Source organism: Nonomuraea antri (genome assembly GCF_013283785.1).
Classification (GTDB): domain Bacteria; phylum Actinomycetota; class Actinomycetes; order Streptosporangiales; family Streptosporangiaceae; genus Nonomuraea; species Nonomuraea antri.
The window spans coordinates 1-16,217 of record NZ_JABCPZ010000241.1 but is presented as its reverse complement, the minus strand read 5'-3'; the positions used below and the strand labels follow the sequence as shown (position 1 = coordinate 16,217).

Genomic DNA, 16,217 nt, shown 5'->3' with positions numbered 1-16,217 from the left:
CACCCCCACCCTCCGCCTGCGCGAAGGCCTCCAGGACACCCCCACCCTCCGCCTGCGCGAAGGCGTCCACGGCGGTGGCCGGATCGAGGACGCCCCCACCGTCCGCACCCGCGAGGCGGACACGACGACCCACGCGGCGCAGGCGGGCCGGCCGCAGCCCTGGCACGCGCAGGAGGGCTTCCGCGAGCCGTCACGCATCGGTCACTGGACCTTCCCCGGCGACCTGGTACGCGGCCTGATGTCCGGCATCAAGGAGTCGGTCCAGCTGAGCGGCGGCATGATGAACCAGGGCCACGTCTGGCGGGTGACGTTCCACGACGGCTCCACGGCGGTCATGAAGGACGTCGTCCAGCCCAAGGTCATCGAGGTCGAGGCGCAGCTGGCCCGCAGGCGCGCGGACTCCGAGGAGCTGGCCTCGCTGGTCTACGAGGCGGTCGGCGCCCGCGCCCCGCGCGTGTACCGGATGGGCCCGGCGCGCCTGCTGATGGAGCACCTGGACGGCTTCCAGCGCCCGGACGGGCTGCGTAACCGCAAGGACGTCCTGCTCATCGGCCTGGGCGACGCCCTGGTGCTGAACACGGACCGGTGGCGCAACAACTTCATGTCCGCCGACGACGGCCGCGTGGCCGGGATCGACCACGAGTTCTGCTTCAGCGAGGCGGCGGACCTGCTCGTGCCGCGCGGCATGTCGAACTGGCCAAGCCGTTCATCGAGCGCACCGAGGTCGTGGACGAGACGACCCAGCCCGGCTTCGTCTTCCACTGGGCCGACGGCAACCCGCTGACCGGCGCGGACGTGGCCCGCATCGGCGAACGCCTGCGCGAGCTCGAACCGAACTTCGCCGCCAGGGACCGGCAGGACTGGTACGCGGCGCTGATGGAGCGCTGGACGGGCATCGCCGGCCACGCGGGCGGCGGCAGCGGCTCGATCGTCGATCCGCCCGCCACCCGCTGACCACTCACCGAGGGGCTACGGCTGGTCGAGGAAGGCCGTCTGCACCAGCCGCGCCCCGAACCTGCGGTCCACGTAGAACCCGCGACCGGGCGGCAGCGGCTGCGGCCGGACGTTGCCGAAGAGCTGGCCCTCCTCCCGGTTGCCCGACATGATCAGCGCCGGCGTGGCCATCTCCTTCAGCCGCTGCACGGCCTGGTCGTACATGGCCCGGTTCGCGCCGCCCATCTGCCTGGCCAGCACCAGGTGCAGGCCGATGTCGCGGGCCTGCGGCAGCAGCTCGGCCAGCGGCTGCAGCGGGTTGTTCGAGGTGGCCACCAGGTCGTAGTCGTCGACCACGATGTACAGGTCGGACCCCTGCCACCAGCTTCGATCACGCAGCTGCTCGGGCGTGAGGTCGGCCGGGGGCAGGCGCTTGAGCAGCGCGGAGCGGGCGTCCTGGATCAGCTCGGCGGCGGCCGTGCTGGAGGCCGCGTAGCCGATGCGGTGGTCCGTGACCGCCGTGTCGAGCAGCGCGCGCCGGTAGTCCAGCACGATCATCATGGCCTCGCTGGGCGTCTTCCTGGCGACCAGGCCCTCCATGATCAGCTTGAGCACGTTCGACTTGCCGCACTCGGTGTCGCCGAACAGCACGAAGTGCGGGTCGGCGTCGAAGTCCAGCATGACCGGCGAGAGCGTGGCCTCGTCGATGCCGATCGCGATCCTGCCGGGACCGGTCTGCGCGGGCACCGGCAGCGCGGCGGCGGGCAGCAGCGCGGGCAGCAGCCGCACGGGCGGCGCGCCCGGCCCCTGCCAGGACTCGCGCACGATGTCCACCAGCGCGCGCACGCCTTCGGCCAGGCCGTCGGTGCCCGGCGTGCCGTCGATGCGCGGCAGCGCGGACAGGAAGTGCATGCCGTCCTTGGTCAGTCCGCGTCCAGGCACGCCTTCCGGCACGGCCAGCGACGCCTTGCGGCTGATCTCCGACTCGTACGCGTCGCCCAGCTTGAACTCGATCCTGGTGCCGAACAGGTCCCTGATGCCGGGACGGAACTCCGACCACTTGTTCGTCGAGGCGATCACGTGGATGCCGTAGCCCAGGCCGCGCGCGGCCAGGTCGGTGATCGTGGCCTCCAGGCTCTCGAACTCCTGCCTGATCGTCAGCCAGCCGTCCACGACCAGGAACACGTCGCCCCAGCCGTCGAAGGGGATGGCGCCGTCGGCGACCTGCCTGCGGTAGGTGGCGATCGAGTCGATCCCGCGCTCGGCGAAGTCGCGCTCGCGCAGCTGCAGCACGGTGGCCACCTCGGCGACGGTCCTGCGCACCCGGTCGGCGTCCAGGCGGCTGGCCACGCCGCCCACGTGCGGCAGGCCCTCCAGCGCGGACAGGCCGCCGCCGCCGAAGTCGAGGCAGTAGAACTGCACCTCGCGCGGGGTGTGGGTGAGCGCCATGCTGGCGATGAGCGTGCGCAGCGCGTTGCTCTTGCCGCTCTGCGTGCCGCCCGCCAGGCCGACGTGCCCGGCCGCGCTCGACAGGTCCAGCCAGTACGGGTCGCGCCGCTGCTCGAAAGGCTTGTCGATGATTCCGACGACGGCGTGCAGGCGGCCCCGGCCGTCCCAGCCGGGGGTGGACAGGCCCAGCTCGGGCGTCACGGACAGCGGCGGCAGCAGGTGTGCCAGCGTCGGCGGCTCGCCCAGCGGCGGCAGCCAGATCCGGTGCGCGGCCGGGCCGTGCCCGTTCAGCCGGCGCACCACCAGGTCGAGCAGGCTGTCCTGGGGGCCGCGGCGGTCCTCGCCGGCCGGGACGACCTCCTTCGGCTGCTCGACCACCGGCAGCGGCGCGTAACCGGGGCCGTACTCGACGACCTCGCGGATGACCGCCCTGCCGTCCTCGCCGCCGGCGCGGCGGGCGTCCGGCTGGTACGGGCCCGACACGTACGCGGCCTTGAACCTGGTCATGCCGCTGGTGTCGAACTTGAGATACCCGTTGCCCGGCGCGGACGGCAGCTCGTAGGCGTCGGCCACGCCCAGCACGACCCGGCTCTCCATGGCCGAGAAGGTACGCAGGCCGATCCGGTAGGACAGGTGGGTGTCCAGGCCGCGCAGCCGTCCCTCCTCCAGGCGCTGCGAGGCCAGCAGCAGGTGCACGCCGAGCGACCGGCCGAGCCGGCCGATCATCACGAACAGCTCGATGAACTCGGGCTTGGCCGACAGCAGCTCGCTGAACTCGTCCAGCACCACGAACAGCGTGGGCAGCGGGGCCAGGTCGGCGCCCTGCTCCCTGGCCCGCTCGTAGTCGCGCAGCGAGGCGTAGTTGCCGGCCGAGCGCAGCAGCTCCTGCCTGCGCACCATCTCGCCGTGCAACGCGTCGTGCATGCGGTCGACCAGCGGGAGCTCGTCCTCCAGGTTGGTGATGACCGCGGAGACGTGGGTGAGCGAGTCGAGGCCGAGGAAGGTCGCGCCGCCCTTGAAGTCGACCAGGACGAAGTTCAGGATCTCCGACGAGTGCGTGACCGCCAGGCCGAGCACCAGCGTGCGCAGCAGCTCCGACTTGCCCGAGCCGGTCGCGCCGATGACCAGGCCGTGCGGGCCCATGCCGCCCTGCGCGGACTCCTTGATGTCCAGCTCGACGACCCGGCCGTCGGCGCCGAGCCCGATGGGCACCCGCAGCTTGTTGCGCCCGGCGCGGGGCCGCCAGGTCAGCGCCGGGTCCAGGCGGCCGGGGTCGCCGATGCCGAGCAGGTCGGTGAGCGTGGTGTTGACCTGCAGCACGTCCTCGGGCTCGCCGCCGCTGACCGCCGAGGCGCGCAGCGGCGCGAGCTGCCTGGCCAGGCCGTCGGCACGCAGGTAGTCGAGCTGGTCGGGGTCGCCCAGGCGCGTCTTGTGCTCCTTGCCCGCGTGGTCGATCTTGACCATCTCGAACCCGTCCGGCCTGATCTCCAGCCGCAGGGTGTTCTTCTCCTCCACCGCGCCGGTGGAGTCGGTCAGGTCGATCACCGTCACGCCCAGGATGGCGTCGCTGCCGAGCTGGGAGTCGTGCGGGACGTGCCCGCCGTCCACGATCAGCACGTGGTACGGCAGCGAGTCGCCCGCCGACCCGGGGCGGAACCTGGGCCGTTCCTTCAGCTCCCCGCCGACCAGCCGGTCCAGCTCGCTCAGGTTCTGCGCCATCAGGCGCACCTGGCCGGCGGCGTCCACCTCCTCCGGGTGCAGGGCGTGCGGGAGCCACTTGACCCAGTCCCAGTGCGCCATGCGCTCGTGCCCGGCGCACACCATGATCCGCAGGTCGTCGGGGGAGTGGAAGACGGAGAGCTGGCCGATCACGGCCCGCACCAGGTCGCGGACGGCGGCCGGGTCGCCGGTCAGCTTGATCCGGGCGAACGAGCCGAGCGCCACCGCGACGGGCAGCCTGGAGACGGTCGAGTGGGTCCTGATGAACCTGCGCAGCGCGCCGGCGGCCAGGGCGTCGAGGTCCTCGACCGGCTTGGAGTCCGGCGGGATGAGCTGCACGGCCAGCTTCTGCACGCCGGTGCCCAGGCGGACGGTGCCGAAGTCCTCGTCGCGCGGCCGGCGCTCCCACAGGCGCGGGCTCATGGTGATCCACCACAGGGAGTCGGGCTCGGGGCCGCTCCACTCCAGCGCCTCGCGCTGCTGCTTGGCCGCCCGCCTGGCCTTCTTGCGCACCTGGCCGAGGTAGCGGAAGTAGTCGCGGCGGGCGCCGTTGAGCTTGTGCTTGCGCTCGCCGGCCTGGCGGCCGAGCTGGCCGAGCGTCATGCCGACCATGGACAGGGCGAACAGGCCGCTGGCGACGTACATGATCGGGTTGGAGTTGCCGCCCGCGGTGAACATCAGCGCCATCGCGGCCGCGCCGGCCAGCATCGGCAGGTACGTGAGCACCAGCATGAATCCCTGGCCCTGGACCTCGGGGATCTCCGGCGGCGATTCGAGCAGGATCTCGCCACGCGGCGGCTTGGGTCCTGGGCGTCGCTCGGGGCGGCGGACGATGACGTTGCTCACTCGGACGTTCTTACCAGAATTGACCAGATATGTTCGGGGAGTCCGAGATGCCCCCGGGGAGGGAGTGTTCGCGTGGGACAGCTGGTTCACGGGCCTGCTGGCGGTCCGCCGTACCCGCCTGGTCCGCCTGCGGGTCCCCCGCAGGGGCCGGTGCATCCGCAAGGGCCGGTGCACCCGGGAGGCGGCCCGATGCCCGCGCAGGCCGTGGCGCAGGGGCCGATCCAGCAGGGCGCGCTGACGCAGGTGCCGACGCCGCTGCCCACGCTGTGCCACGTGACGATCGTCGGCCCGCGCCGCAAGGCCGATCTCGCGCTGCCCGCCGACATCCCGCTGCCGCACGTGCTGCCCGGCCTGCTGCGCGCACTGGACGAGGTGGGCGGCGACGCCGCGGCCGCCCCCGGCTGGACGCTGCAGCGGCTCGGCGGCGCCCCGCTCGACCTCGGCCAGAGCCTGGGCGCGCTGGGCGTGCTCGACGGCGAGATCCTCTACCTGCGCCCGCGCGCGGCGATCCTGCCGCCCACCCTCTACGACGACGTGGCCGACGTGGTCGCCACCGGCGTGGCGGGCGGCTCCGGCGCCTGGACGGCCAAGCACACCAGGCTCACGGGCGCGGGCGGCGCGACCGGGCTGCTGGTGATCGGCGCGCTCGGACTGGCGTTGTCCGGCCTGGCCCCGCTGATCGTCACCATCGTGGCCGGGCTGCTGGCCCTGCTGCTGGTCGCCACCGGCACGATGTTGTCGCGGGCGGTGGGCGACTCGTTGGCCGGGGCGCTGATCGGGCACGCCGCGCTGCCGTTCGCGTTCGTCGCGGGCCTGTTCGCCCCGGCGGGCGGCGGCGGGCTGTCCGCGCCGGGCGCGCCGCACGTGCTGGCCGCGTTCGCCTGCACCGCGCTGGCCGCCGCGGTGGCCGGGGCGCTGGTGTCCGACGGGCTGTCCGGGTTCCTGGGCACCGCCATCGCGGCCACCGCGGGCGCGATCGGCGCGGCCGTGTCGATGGTCTGGGCGGTGCCGGCGGCCGGGGTCGCGGCCGTGACCGTCGCGGTGCTGCTGGCGCTCAGCCCGCTGGCGCCGACGCTGTCGTTCAAGCTGGCCAAGGTGCCGCTGCCGGCCATGCCCACCACGGCCGAGGAACTGCGCGGCGACAACCAGCGGCTGGACGCCGCGCTGATCCAGGAGCGCACCAGGGTCGCGCAGCGCCACGCCACCGGGATGATCGTCGCCATCGGCCTGACGGCCCTGCTCGCCCAGGCGCTGCTGGTGCTCGACGGCGGCTGGGTGGCGGCGGTGATGACCGTGTCGCTGTCGCTCACGCTGATCATGCGCGCCCGCGTCTTCCGCGGCCTGGGTCAGCGGCTGTGGCTGGTCTCGACCGGGCTGTCCGGGCTGGCCATGTTGTCGCTGTCGCTGGTGGCCCAGGAGGGCACGATCGGCAAGCTGGCCGTGGCGATCGGCGTGTTGTGGCTGGCGCTGATGACGGTGGGCATCGGGCTGTGGCTGCCGACCGGCAAGCCGTCGCCGTTCTGGGGGCGTGCGGGCGACATCGTGGACGTCATCCTGATCGTCCAGTTGTTCCCGCTCGCGCTGGGTGTTCTGGAGGTTTACAGCTGGGTGCGTGGATTGTCCGGCTGATAGGTTGCTGGCCGTTTTTCTCAAGCGCCTGGAGGGGCGATGCAGGAGTTCGGGGATTTCGCGAACATCGACATTGACAAGCTGCTCAAGGGGGCGGACGAGCAGTTCGCCCGCATCGAGGAGTTCCAGCGCAACGTCGGCTCGATCGTCGGCCGGGCCCAGGACGAGGGCGGCTTCGTCACCGTCGAGTACGGCGCCGAGGGCCTGCGCGAGCTGGAGCTGCACCCCAAGGCGATGCGGCTGAGCTCGGGCGAGCTGGCCGACCTGATCAAGACGGCGCTCCGCGAGGCGACCGCCGACCTGCAGGCCCAGCTCAACCGGGCCATGGGCGACGTGTTCGGCGAGGAGGACAACCCGATGCGGTTCGCCGACGACCCCGAGGCGGCGCTGAGCAAGGTCAAGGAGGCGGAGTCTGCCTACAACCGCACGTTCGAGGACGTGATGGGCGAACTCGACCGCATCCGCCGCCGGTTGGAGCTCTGACTCCGCGCCGGGCGGCCCGCGTAGCGCCGATTGTCAGATCCTTCAGGGCTTCTACCAGCGAGTTCTCCGAATGTTCGGTTTTCGGACGAGTCAACCCTGTGATTTCTGAGGCTCTTGATGGCTAACATGCCCTTTGATGTTGTTTGCGTCGACTTGGAGGTCCAGTGTCACTGTATGGAGCGAGTCCTACCCAGCTGACGAACGCGGCCGGGTACTGCCAGGACACCGCGCAGTACATCGAGGGCATGCGCCAGCGCGTCCAGGCGATCAAGGGTGACCTGACCAGCCAGGGCTGGAAGGGCGGCGCGTCGCAGAAGTTCAGCCAGGCGCTCGACCAGTGGGACGTCGAGTTCCGCGGGGTCATCAAGATTCTTGAGGACATCTACGACCGGCTCAACGTCGGCGCCGGCGTCTACCGCAACGCCGCCGACCAGAACATGGACCTGTCGGGTGCGCTCACCCGCGACGGTTCCGCCGGCCGCATCGACTCCCTCATCAACGCCAACAAGTAGCCCACGCGGCTGTCAGGACGGAGAACGCAGTGACGCTTCCCGACGACTACACATTCGTCAAGTTCGGCAGCATGGAGTCGGCCTACGAGGAGCTCAAGAAGGTGATCACCGAGCTCGACAAGGCCACCGACGACCTCTACCGCGACATCAAGAAGGAACTCGGGGCGAGCTGGGAAGGCGCCGCCCAGGAGTACTTCGACACCAAGCGCGAGCAGTGGAACGCCCACGAGAAGGCGATGGGCAAGCAGCTCTTCCAGGCCGCCGAGGCGGTCAACGTCGCCAAGGGCAACTACGAGGCGGCCGAGCGCCGCAACATCTCCATCTGGACGGACTAGCCCGGCTCGTCCTTCCACTCGGTCATCGCGGACCGCGATGGCCGAGCTCATTCTTCTTCAGGGGACGGGATGACCAGCAGGGACGCCATAGACGGGGGCGCCGACCCCCTGCGCGTCGACACCGAACTGTTCGATGAAGGACCCGAGCGCTACCACTCGCCGACCAGCATCAAGGCGATCGCGACCGAGCTGAGGATCACCCTCGACGCCCTGGAGGGCAAGGGCACCAGGCTCGGCGGCAACGTCAACGCCATCATGGACGGCAACCAGCTCTCCTCCGCCCAGATCGGCGCCTGGGACGACGCGGTGGCACTCAGCGCCAGCGTCGGCTCGGCCAACGCCGGGCGCAAGTTCGTCGAGGTGTACCAGAAGTTCATCGACGCCTACCGCGACGTCGTAGAGGCCGTCGAGGCCAGCGCGGCCAGCCACGCGGAGGCGGCCAAGGCGAACGAGGGCGGGAAGTAGTGGCGGGCAACGAGGGCGGGCGGCACGTCGAGGTCATCCTCTCCTCCGCCAACACGCCGCAGGGCGAGAAGGTCGAACTGTCCAGGGCCGAGATCGTGGCCCTGCTCAACAACACCGACTCCGGCCTCATCGAGGGCGCGGGCCAGGAGTACCTGAACGCGTCCACCAAGATCGAGCAGGCGGTCAACGCGCTGGAGGAGCACGCCCCGAAGATCGCCAAGATCTGGAAGGGCCCCGACGCGGCCAAGGCCCGCAAGGCCCTGCAACTGCTGCACGCCAGCGGCGGCGAGCTGGCCACCAAGCTGGAGATGATGGGCGCCGCGCTCGGCGTCTACGCCAAGCACCTCAAGAGCGCGCAGGCCAAGATCGAGAAGCCGCCGCCCCGGCTCTGGAGCGGGCTGAGCGGCTCGTCCCAGATCAACCCTCCCGTGCTGAAGAACGACGTGCTGACGGGCAACGACCGCCCGCCGCTGCTGACGCAGGAGACGGAACTCGAACGGACGTTGCGGGTCGACGCCGAGAACAAGCACGCCCAAGAGGTGCTGCACGAGCTGAACAAGCAGATCGTGGACGTCTACACGCTGCAGGTGCCGCGCGACGTGTCCTACGAGCTGCCCGGCGTGTCGCTGCCCGGCGGGACGTCCGAGTCGCGCGATCCCCGGTACCCGACGGGATCGGGCACGCAGGGGCCGACGTTCGGCAACGGCACGGGCTCCACGGGCCCGGGGTCGGGCGGATCGGGCGGGTCGGGCTCGGACGGGACCGGGACCGGCGGCTCGGGCTCCACCGGGACCGGCACCGGCTCCTCCGGGCAGATTCCGGGTGGGGATTCGCGGACCCCCGGCGGTTCGACGGGCGGCGACCGGCCGGGCGGCGGCACCGACGGCACCGGTACCGGCGACACGGGCACTGGCGACACGGGCACCGACGGCACGGGCACTGGCAACACAGGCACCGGCGGCACGGGCGCCGGTGACGGGAGCGACGGCACGGCTCCGCCGGTGATCGGCGCGGACCAGCGGACCACCACCGACCCCACCGGCGCCGACGACCCGCGCACCACCGAGATGGCCCAGTACCAGCCGCAGCCCACCGTGACGCCGACGGTCACCCCGACCGTGACCCCGACGGTGTCGCCGACCACCGTCCCCCCGGGCGTCGTCCCGGTGAACAACGGGCCGGTCGGCGTGCTCGGCCCGAACGGCGTGCCCTCGGTCATCGGCTCGACCGGCGTCGTGGCGACCCCGGGCGGCGGCATGGTGGCCGCGCGGGCCGCCACGGGGGCCGCGGCCGGGATGCCGTACCTGCCCATGATGGGCGGTGGCGTGGGCGGCGCGGGCGAGGGCCAGGACTTCGAAAGGACCACGTACTTGAGCGAGGACACGAGTTCCTGGACCGCGAGTCATGACGTGACCGACCCCGTCATCGGATGACAGGCCAGCAGAACCCCTACGCGGGGCTCACGTCGGGCGGTGCCGGCGAACCGCCGCTGATGTCGTCGGGCATCTCCTTCTCCGAGGACGAGCTCGACCGCGCCGGACGCACGATCTCCTCGCAGGTCGAGGTCATCAACGCGCTGCAGACCAAGTCGGGCGGGCTGCCCGTGCCGTGGCCGCACTTCGGCGTCTACGGCATGGGCGTGAACAGCGTGCACGACAGCGCGGTGGACAGCCAGGTGTCCGCCCTGTCCAAGGCCAGGGAGGCACTGGACAGCTGGGACCCCGCGCTGCGCAAGGCCGACGCCAACTACCGGCAGGCCGAGAAGGACAGCGGCGACCAGTTCGACACCGACCGCTTCAAGGGCGGCTCGCAGAACGGGAACTGGCCGGGCGGCGGTGGCGGGTCGATGCCCGAGTTCCCCACGGACTCCACCAAGTCCCTCAAGGACCTGAAGCTGCCCGACGACGGCCTCGACGGGTTGAAGCGGCCGGGAGACGGCTCCGACGACTTCAAGCTGCCGGGGGACGGCAAGAAGCCGTCCGACGACCTGGACCTGCCCGTCGACCGCGACAAGCTCCCGACCGACCGGCCCGACGCCCCGCAGCAACCCGACCTGCCGAAGCAGCCTGAACTGCCGAAGCAGCCCGACCTGTCCGCGGCGGACGGTTCAGGGGTCGGAAAGGCGGACACGCGGATCCCGGACCTGGATTCGGCGCTGAACCGGCCGTCCACGAAGACCGACCTGTCGTCGTACCAGCCGCCCGCCGCTCAGTTGCCGTCCACCACCGGGCTGCCCTCGGCCGACACGCCGGGGACGGTCACCCGCACCGGGCCCAGCGCGCTGGGCGCAGGACCGATGACCTCCAGCGGCGCCGGCGGCGCGGGCACCGGCGTGGCCGGCCTGCTGTCCGGCCAGCGCGCCGCCGGCGTGCCCGGAATGGGCGGCATGCCGATGATGCCGTTCATGGGCGGCGGGGGAGGCGCGAACGCCGAGGACCGCGAGCGCGACAAGAGCGTGCTGATGCCCGAGGACGAGGGCGTCTGGGGCGGCGAGGAAGACGTCGCTCCCCAGATCATCGGTGAGGAGCGATAGACATGAGCTACGAAGCCGACAAGGCCATCTACCTCACGGCCGCGGGCCTGGCCGTCACCGCGGCGTTCATGATCAGGCAGAAGTGGGCGTTCTACGTGGCTGCGGCCATCGGGTTGATGGTCGCCGACCCCGGCGGCATGTCCAACTCCGCCATGATCTGGCGCACCACCGACCAGGGCGGGTCGACGGCCGAGCTCGACGAGCTGGACCGGAGCCTGGACCGGCTCAAGGACCGGCTCAAGGAGGAGGGCAAGTGGGACGGGCAGGCGTTCGACACGTTCGCCGGCGTCCACGAGACCTTCAAGAAGTCGCTCAAGACGCTGAAGGAGACGCGTAACGACACCGGCCAGGCCGTCGACCAGACCGCGGCGGTCTACCACTACGGCGCCTATGTCTGCCTCGCCGTCGCCTCGGCCATGATGGTCCTGGGCGTGATCCGGCTGGCATCGAGTTTCAACCCGTTCACCGCGGCGGCGTCGGAGGTGGCGACCGCCGCCGCGGGCGCGGCGACCACGCAGACCGTCCGGCAGATGCTCATGAAGCAGGGCAAGCTGGTCGCCATTCTGGCCACCATCCTGTACATGGTGGTGCAGCAGACCGAGGCGATGGGCAAGATCTTCCCGACGCTCAAGGCCATGCCGACGCCGATGTCGGTGGGCGGGGCGTCGACGGAGTTCGCCGGGGCGGGGCTGCAGTACGACGAGAAGACCGGGTCGCTCATGCCGAAGATGGACGAGTCCCTGATGAACGGCCAGTACCCGGGCGGCACGGCCAACCTCTGACCGGGGCCGCCGCCACCCGGGCCCCGGCCCTCCTGGGCCTTCCCGAGGTGCGATTACTGGGTTGCCGGTTGCGGGATCGTGCGGGTGTCCTCCATGGGCGTCCTGGCCGCCACCGGGTCGAGCGCGGGACCGTCCGGGATGAGCCGCAGCAGTTGCGTCGGCACCGGCGCGATGTCGGCGGCGCTGTAGCCGAGCTTGCCCACCAGGTCGGGCGAGGCCAGCCTGAACCGCCTGCCCTGATCGGTGACCAGCCAGAACTGCTGCACCGAGGCCAGCTTCCCCTCGCCGGGCAACTGCCCGGCCAGCACCGCGGTGCCGGCCGGCAGCAGCACCTGGTCCACTTTGTCCGGGCTGCCGCTGACCGCGGGCGGCGAGAGCCGCATCGTCCCGCCGACGGTCAGACTGGACTTCACCGACCCCTTCACCGTGTCGGCGTACACGGCGCACAGCGGTTCCGCGACGCTCGGCGCGCGGAAGCGGGGCATGGTCTCGGGCAGGCCGCCGCCCCTGATCCGCGAGGCCGACTGCCTGACCGCGTTGGCGCTGGCCGCGTCGATGGTCAGCTCGCGCACCGGCTGCCTGCCGTAAGCGGTCTTGCTGGCCGGGTCCTGCAGCAGCAACATCGCCTGCGTGTGCGTGATCGCGGCGAGACCGTCGGGGTACTGGACGTACCAGCGGGCCGCCGCGCCGGCCGCCGGCGGCACCGTGAACACCTGACCGACCCTGGCCTGCGTGCCGCCGGGTCCGGCGACCCGCCGGCCGCGCGCGGCGACCGGCGGCGCGGCGAAGTCGGCGCCCGCCGGGATCGTGTTGATCCAGGACGGCGGCACCCGGCGCGGCGTCTGGTCGGTGAGCCGGTCCACGTTCGTCACGCGCAGCCGCAGGCCCGCCCAGAGCACCCAGCTCTGCTGCCCGTCGTTGACCACCAGCGCGTCGCCGCCGACCGGCCGCCCGCCGACGTCCGTCCCGGCGATCAGCGTCACGTACGGCTTGCGCACCCCGCCCACGCCCGCCGCGCCCTCGGCCACGCACGCCGACCACGGGGCCTTGACCAGCCGCTCCGGCTTGGGCAGCGAGTCGGGCGCGCCCTGGATGCCGAGCTTCTGGCCGCGGCGGAAGCCGGCCAGCGACTCCGCGGAGACCGTCCTGACCTTGACGTCCTGGCTGTCGAGCAGCAGGCGGGCGGAGGTGTAGTTGGCGACCGGGCGCAGCGTGCCGTCGCGCTGGTCGTAGATGTACGAGGCGCCGGTCTCCTCCTCGACGAGCAGTTGCCCGGCCTCTTTGAGCTTGGTCGCGTTGCCCGGCTTGAGCATTCCCCAGATGCCGAACCCGGCCGTGATCAGCACCGCGATCAGGATGCCGGCGAACGTCGCCACGTTCTGCCGCCGCATGGGCGATTCCGGCAGGTCCGGTTCCGCCTGCAGCAGGGCGAGGCCCAGGCGCTGCGTCATGAGCCGATGCGCCTGGTAGAGATCCTTACGGGTCTGCATGACGACTAATGGTACGCATGTTGCCAAAGGGGTCTTCTGTACGACAAAGCATGAGTCAAGTAGTCTGCTTGATCGAGTGCCTCGGGGAGGGTTCATGGCAGAGCCGGAAGAGCCGGCGGTCGAGGGCTGGCACCTCGACTCCAAGTGGTTCGGCCTCGAAGCCGAACGCGACGGTGTCACGTACAACGCCAAGAAGATCGCCGCGTCCGCGAACGTCCTGCGTGAGGCGTTGAAGGCGTTCAACGGCCAGGGCGAGGAGAGCAGCGGCGGCCGAGGTTCCATCGAGGACCTCACGGAGTACGGCACGCTGGCCGACCTGCGTATGAAGCTGCAGGGTGTCGCCCGCTGGGAGGGCGGCCAGTTGTTCGCCAAGGCGTTGGAGAAGAGTCACCAGGAATTCCTCGAGGCCTACCAGGACGTCCTGCGCAACTTCGAGATCGCCATCGCGCTCGTCGACGCCGGCGCGGGCAACTACAGCAAGGCCAGCGCCGCGAACGAGGGCGAGGAATAGCCCGGCATGGCGGACAACACCACCAAGACCCACCACCTCAAGCCCGGCCGCGGCGCCTGGGGCGTCGACAACGACGGCCGCAGCGTGGCCGAGATCGAGGACTTCCTCAAGAGCCTCGACGCCAAGAGCATCACCCAGGCCGGCGAGGCCTACCTGGACGCCTGCTCCGTCGTCGCCACCGCCCAGTACACGATCAAGCAGGAGAGCTTCACGCTCAGCCAGGTCTGGGAGGGCAAGGCGTCCGTCGAGGCGCAGAAGGCGCTCAGGACCCTGCACGCGACGCTGCGCGAGCTGTCGAACAAGATGAACCAGATGGGACGCTCGCTGGAGCTGCTGGCCACCGTCGTCCGCCAGCATCAGGAGTTCCTGGAAGGCAGCGGCCTCTTCGAGCTGGAGACGTGGAATCAGAACTTCGTCACCTTCGACGACAGCCTGCCCGACAAGTACGCCGTGTACAAGGGCAACGGGGCCACCGGCACGGACTTCGGCTCTCAGGACGAGCTGGCCGGCCTGCACCTGCAGCAGTTCAGCGACGAGCTGAAGGGGATCTACGACCTCCTGCCGGACTCGGTGCACTCGGAACTGCCCACGATCAGCAATCCCGTCGCCGTCGACAAGGACCCGGACAAGGTCACCTACCCGGGCTACGACCCGAACCGCCAGGGCGGCCCGAACCTGCCGCCCTACTCGGGATCGGACCTGTCGGGCGCTGACCGGGGCATCGGCGGGTCCGGATCGTCCACGCCGCCGTCGTCTCAATCGTCGTCATCGTCCCCCTTCGGCCCCACGGGCCCGACGGGTCCGTCGAACCAGACGAATCCGGGTGGCGGCACCGGCGGTCCCGGATCGACGGACGGCACCGGCACGTCGCCCGGGTCGCGCACCCCCGAGAGCTCCAGCCCGTCGCCGAACTCTCCGACGGATCCTTCGGCCGCGCAACGTCCTGGCCTCATCGACCCCACGAACCCGGCCATCACCGACCCGACCACGAGCACGAACGACACCGGCACCAAGCTGCAGGACTATCGGCCGCCCACCACGGTCCCGACGGCCCAGCCGTCCACGCCGAGCTACACGCCGCCCACCACCCCCGGCTACACCTCGCCCGGCTACGTCACCCCGTCCGTCGTGCCGGGCACGTACGCGGGCGGGACCAGCGTCGGCGGCGCGGCGGGCGAGCACTCGGCCCTGGTGAACGGCACGCGCGCGGCGACGGCGTCCACGGGCATGGGGATGCCTTTCATGCCGATGGGGGCGGGCGCGGGCGGCGGGCAGGACGAGCAGGACCGTGAGTCCAGCACCTGGCTGCACGAGGAGGACGACGTGTGGGGCGGCGGCGACGCCGACGGCACAGTCGGCAACCGCCTCGGCTGACACTCCACCGGCACGCACAAGTGTGGGGCGGGCCCATCCCCGGGCCCGCCCCACACCTACCTACCTGTCACCGGCGACTCGAGCATTCGCCACAGCGAAGCCATGACCCGGCTGACTCGATCAGCCGCAGTGCTCAAACGGGCTGTCGTACTTCGCGGACCCGATGGCCCCGCCCCACTTGACGCACGTACGCGGCGCCTTGGCCCGGACCGGCCCGGCGTAGTACTGGAAGCTCCCCGCGTCGGTCTTGCGCGCCTGCCCCTTGACCTCCAGGTACGCCCGCATGGCCACCTTGCCCGACCCGCTGTTGCGCATGACGGTCACGCAGTTCTGTCCGGTGGCGGACGAGTAGAGCAACACCGCCCGCCCCTGCGACCCGAGCGAGGCCGAGTCGATCTGCTTGTAGCCCGGCCCGCACACCTGCTCAGGCGAGTACGGGTTCTTCGAGGACGGCTGCGAAGGCTGCGGCTGCGGCTGGGACGGCGTTCCACCGCCGGCGCAGTTGTTAGAGGTCAGCGTCTGACCCGGGTACCGGAACGTGGCCCCGTTGAACACCGCGGGCAGGATCGCGCCGGAGGCCGAGCGCTGCTCGTAGTGGAGATGCGCCGACATCCTGTGCTTGGCGGACGTCTTGCCCACCGCCCCGATCTTCTGCCCCTGCCGCACCTTGGCGCCGGACGGGACGGACCGGGAGTCGAGGTGGGCGTAGAGCGTCACATTGCCGTTGGAGTGCCGGATCTTGACGACGTTGCCGAAACCGTCCGTGGTCCGGTACTCCGACATCACCACCGTCCCGTCGGCGGCCGCCACGACGGTCTTGCCCCGGTCACGGTCACCGTCGGTGGCGCTGCCGTTGAAGTCGATCTCGTTGCCGGTGTGCGCATCGCTGCCGGTGCTGCCCACCCAGGTCTCACCACAGGGGAACGGAAGCTGGAAATTGGGCCCCGCCACCCGTGCTTCAGCACTCGCCACACCCATGCCACCAAAGGGGAGGAGGCCAATGCCGCATATGCCCGCTATTAGGGTCTTTATCCGCATGCGGGCAAGGCTGCCATTGAGATCATCGGTGAGTCTAGATCATTCGCCAAGAGTTCACACGAAAAGTCGACTCCTGTCGACCCTCCAGCCAGGTCACCCCAAACCCACCCATCAACCC

15 protein-coding genes are annotated in these 16,217 nt (G+C 71.0%); 12 read left to right on the top strand and 3 right to left on the bottom strand.

Annotated elements, in window-relative coordinates; translation table 11 throughout:
• A partial coding sequence (locus HII36_RS45755) for a hypothetical protein (RefSeq protein WP_217370776.1) occupies positions 1 to 784 on the top strand: 784 nt, incomplete at its 5' end.
• Positions 727 to 954 carry a hypothetical protein gene (locus tag HII36_RS45750; RefSeq protein WP_173529636.1) on the top strand — a complete coding sequence of 76 codons (228 nt, stop codon included), beginning with the start codon at positions 727 to 729 and terminating at the stop codon, positions 952 to 954. The genes HII36_RS45755 and HII36_RS45750, both read left to right, overlap by 58 nt.
• Before the next feature lie 15 nt (positions 955 to 969).
• On the opposite strand, the gene eccCa is transcribed toward HII36_RS45750, so the two are convergent.
• Positions 970 to 4,947, bottom strand: coding sequence for a type VII secretion protein EccCa (gene eccCa, locus HII36_RS45745; RefSeq protein ID WP_173529635.1), 3,978 nt, complete (start codon positions 4,945 to 4,947; stop codon positions 970 to 972).
• A gap of 189 nt (positions 4,948 to 5,136) precedes the next feature.
• On the opposite strand from eccCa, the gene eccD reads away from it, so the two are divergent.
• The 8 genes from eccD (at position 5,137) to HII36_RS45705 (ending at position 11,686) form a co-directional block, all read left to right on the top strand.
• Positions 5,137 to 6,576 carry a type VII secretion integral membrane protein EccD gene (gene eccD, locus HII36_RS45740; RefSeq protein WP_217370775.1) on the top strand — a complete coding sequence of 480 codons (1,440 nt, stop codon included), beginning with the start codon at positions 5,137 to 5,139 and terminating at the stop codon, positions 6,574 to 6,576.
• A gap of 39 nt (positions 6,577 to 6,615) precedes the next feature.
• Positions 6,616 to 7,059 (top strand): YbaB/EbfC family nucleoid-associated protein, encoded by a 444-nt coding sequence (locus HII36_RS45735; RefSeq protein ID WP_173529634.1) that lies wholly within the window; start codon positions 6,616 to 6,618, stop codon positions 7,057 to 7,059.
• 164 nt (positions 7,060 to 7,223) lie between these two features.
• Entirely contained in the window at positions 7,224 to 7,571 is a 348-nt protein-coding gene (locus HII36_RS45730) for a WXG100 family type VII secretion target (RefSeq protein ID WP_173529633.1), read from the top strand.
• Positions 7,572 to 7,600: 29 nt separating this feature from the next.
• Positions 7,601 to 7,906, top strand: a complete 306-nt coding sequence (locus tag HII36_RS45725) for a WXG100 family type VII secretion target (protein ID WP_173529632.1) — start codon at positions 7,601 to 7,603, stop codon at positions 7,904 to 7,906.
• 69 nt (positions 7,907 to 7,975) lie between these two features.
• Positions 7,976 to 8,371 (top strand): hypothetical protein, encoded by a 396-nt coding sequence (locus HII36_RS45720; RefSeq protein WP_173529631.1) that lies wholly within the window; start codon positions 7,976 to 7,978, stop codon positions 8,369 to 8,371.
• Complete coding sequence (locus tag HII36_RS45715) at positions 8,371 to 9,804, top strand: WXG100 family type VII secretion target (RefSeq protein WP_173529630.1); 1,434 nt, start codon at positions 8,371 to 8,373, stop codon at positions 9,802 to 9,804. The genes HII36_RS45720 and HII36_RS45715 overlap by 1 nt, the downstream gene beginning before the upstream one ends.
• Positions 9,801 to 10,904, top strand: coding sequence for a hypothetical protein (locus tag HII36_RS45710; RefSeq protein ID WP_173529629.1), 1,104 nt, complete (start codon positions 9,801 to 9,803; stop codon positions 10,902 to 10,904). The genes HII36_RS45715 and HII36_RS45710 overlap by 4 nt, the downstream gene beginning before the upstream one ends.
• A 2-nt stretch (positions 10,905 to 10,906) precedes the next feature.
• Positions 10,907 to 11,686 carry a WXG100 family type VII secretion target gene (locus HII36_RS45705; protein WP_173529628.1) on the top strand — a complete coding sequence of 260 codons (780 nt, stop codon included), beginning with the start codon at positions 10,907 to 10,909 and terminating at the stop codon, positions 11,684 to 11,686.
• 53 nt (positions 11,687 to 11,739) lie between these two features.
• On the opposite strand, the gene eccB is transcribed toward HII36_RS45705, so the two are convergent.
• Complete coding sequence (gene eccB / locus HII36_RS45700; RefSeq protein WP_173529627.1) at positions 11,740 to 13,176, bottom strand: type VII secretion protein EccB; 1,437 nt, start codon at positions 13,174 to 13,176, stop codon at positions 11,740 to 11,742.
• Between the two features lie 94 nt (positions 13,177 to 13,270).
• Here eccB and HII36_RS45695 point away from each other — a divergent pair, with 94 nt between their 5' ends.
• A complete protein-coding gene (locus HII36_RS45695; protein WP_173529626.1) occupies positions 13,271 to 13,687 on the top strand; it encodes a hypothetical protein in 417 nt (138 codons plus the stop codon).
• A gap of 6 nt (positions 13,688 to 13,693) precedes the next feature.
• The gene (locus HII36_RS45690) at positions 13,694 to 15,061 is read left to right on the top strand and encodes a WXG100 family type VII secretion target (protein ID WP_173529625.1); all 1,368 of its coding nucleotides are present in this window, start codon (positions 13,694 to 13,696) and stop codon (positions 15,059 to 15,061) included.
• Positions 15,062 to 15,181: 120 nt separating this feature from the next.
• On the opposite strand, the gene HII36_RS45685 is transcribed toward HII36_RS45690, so the two are convergent.
• Complete coding sequence (locus tag HII36_RS45685) at positions 15,182 to 15,964, bottom strand: M23 family metallopeptidase (RefSeq protein ID WP_328808190.1); 783 nt, start codon at positions 15,962 to 15,964, stop codon at positions 15,182 to 15,184.
• Positions 15,965 to 16,217 lie beyond the last annotated feature (253 nt).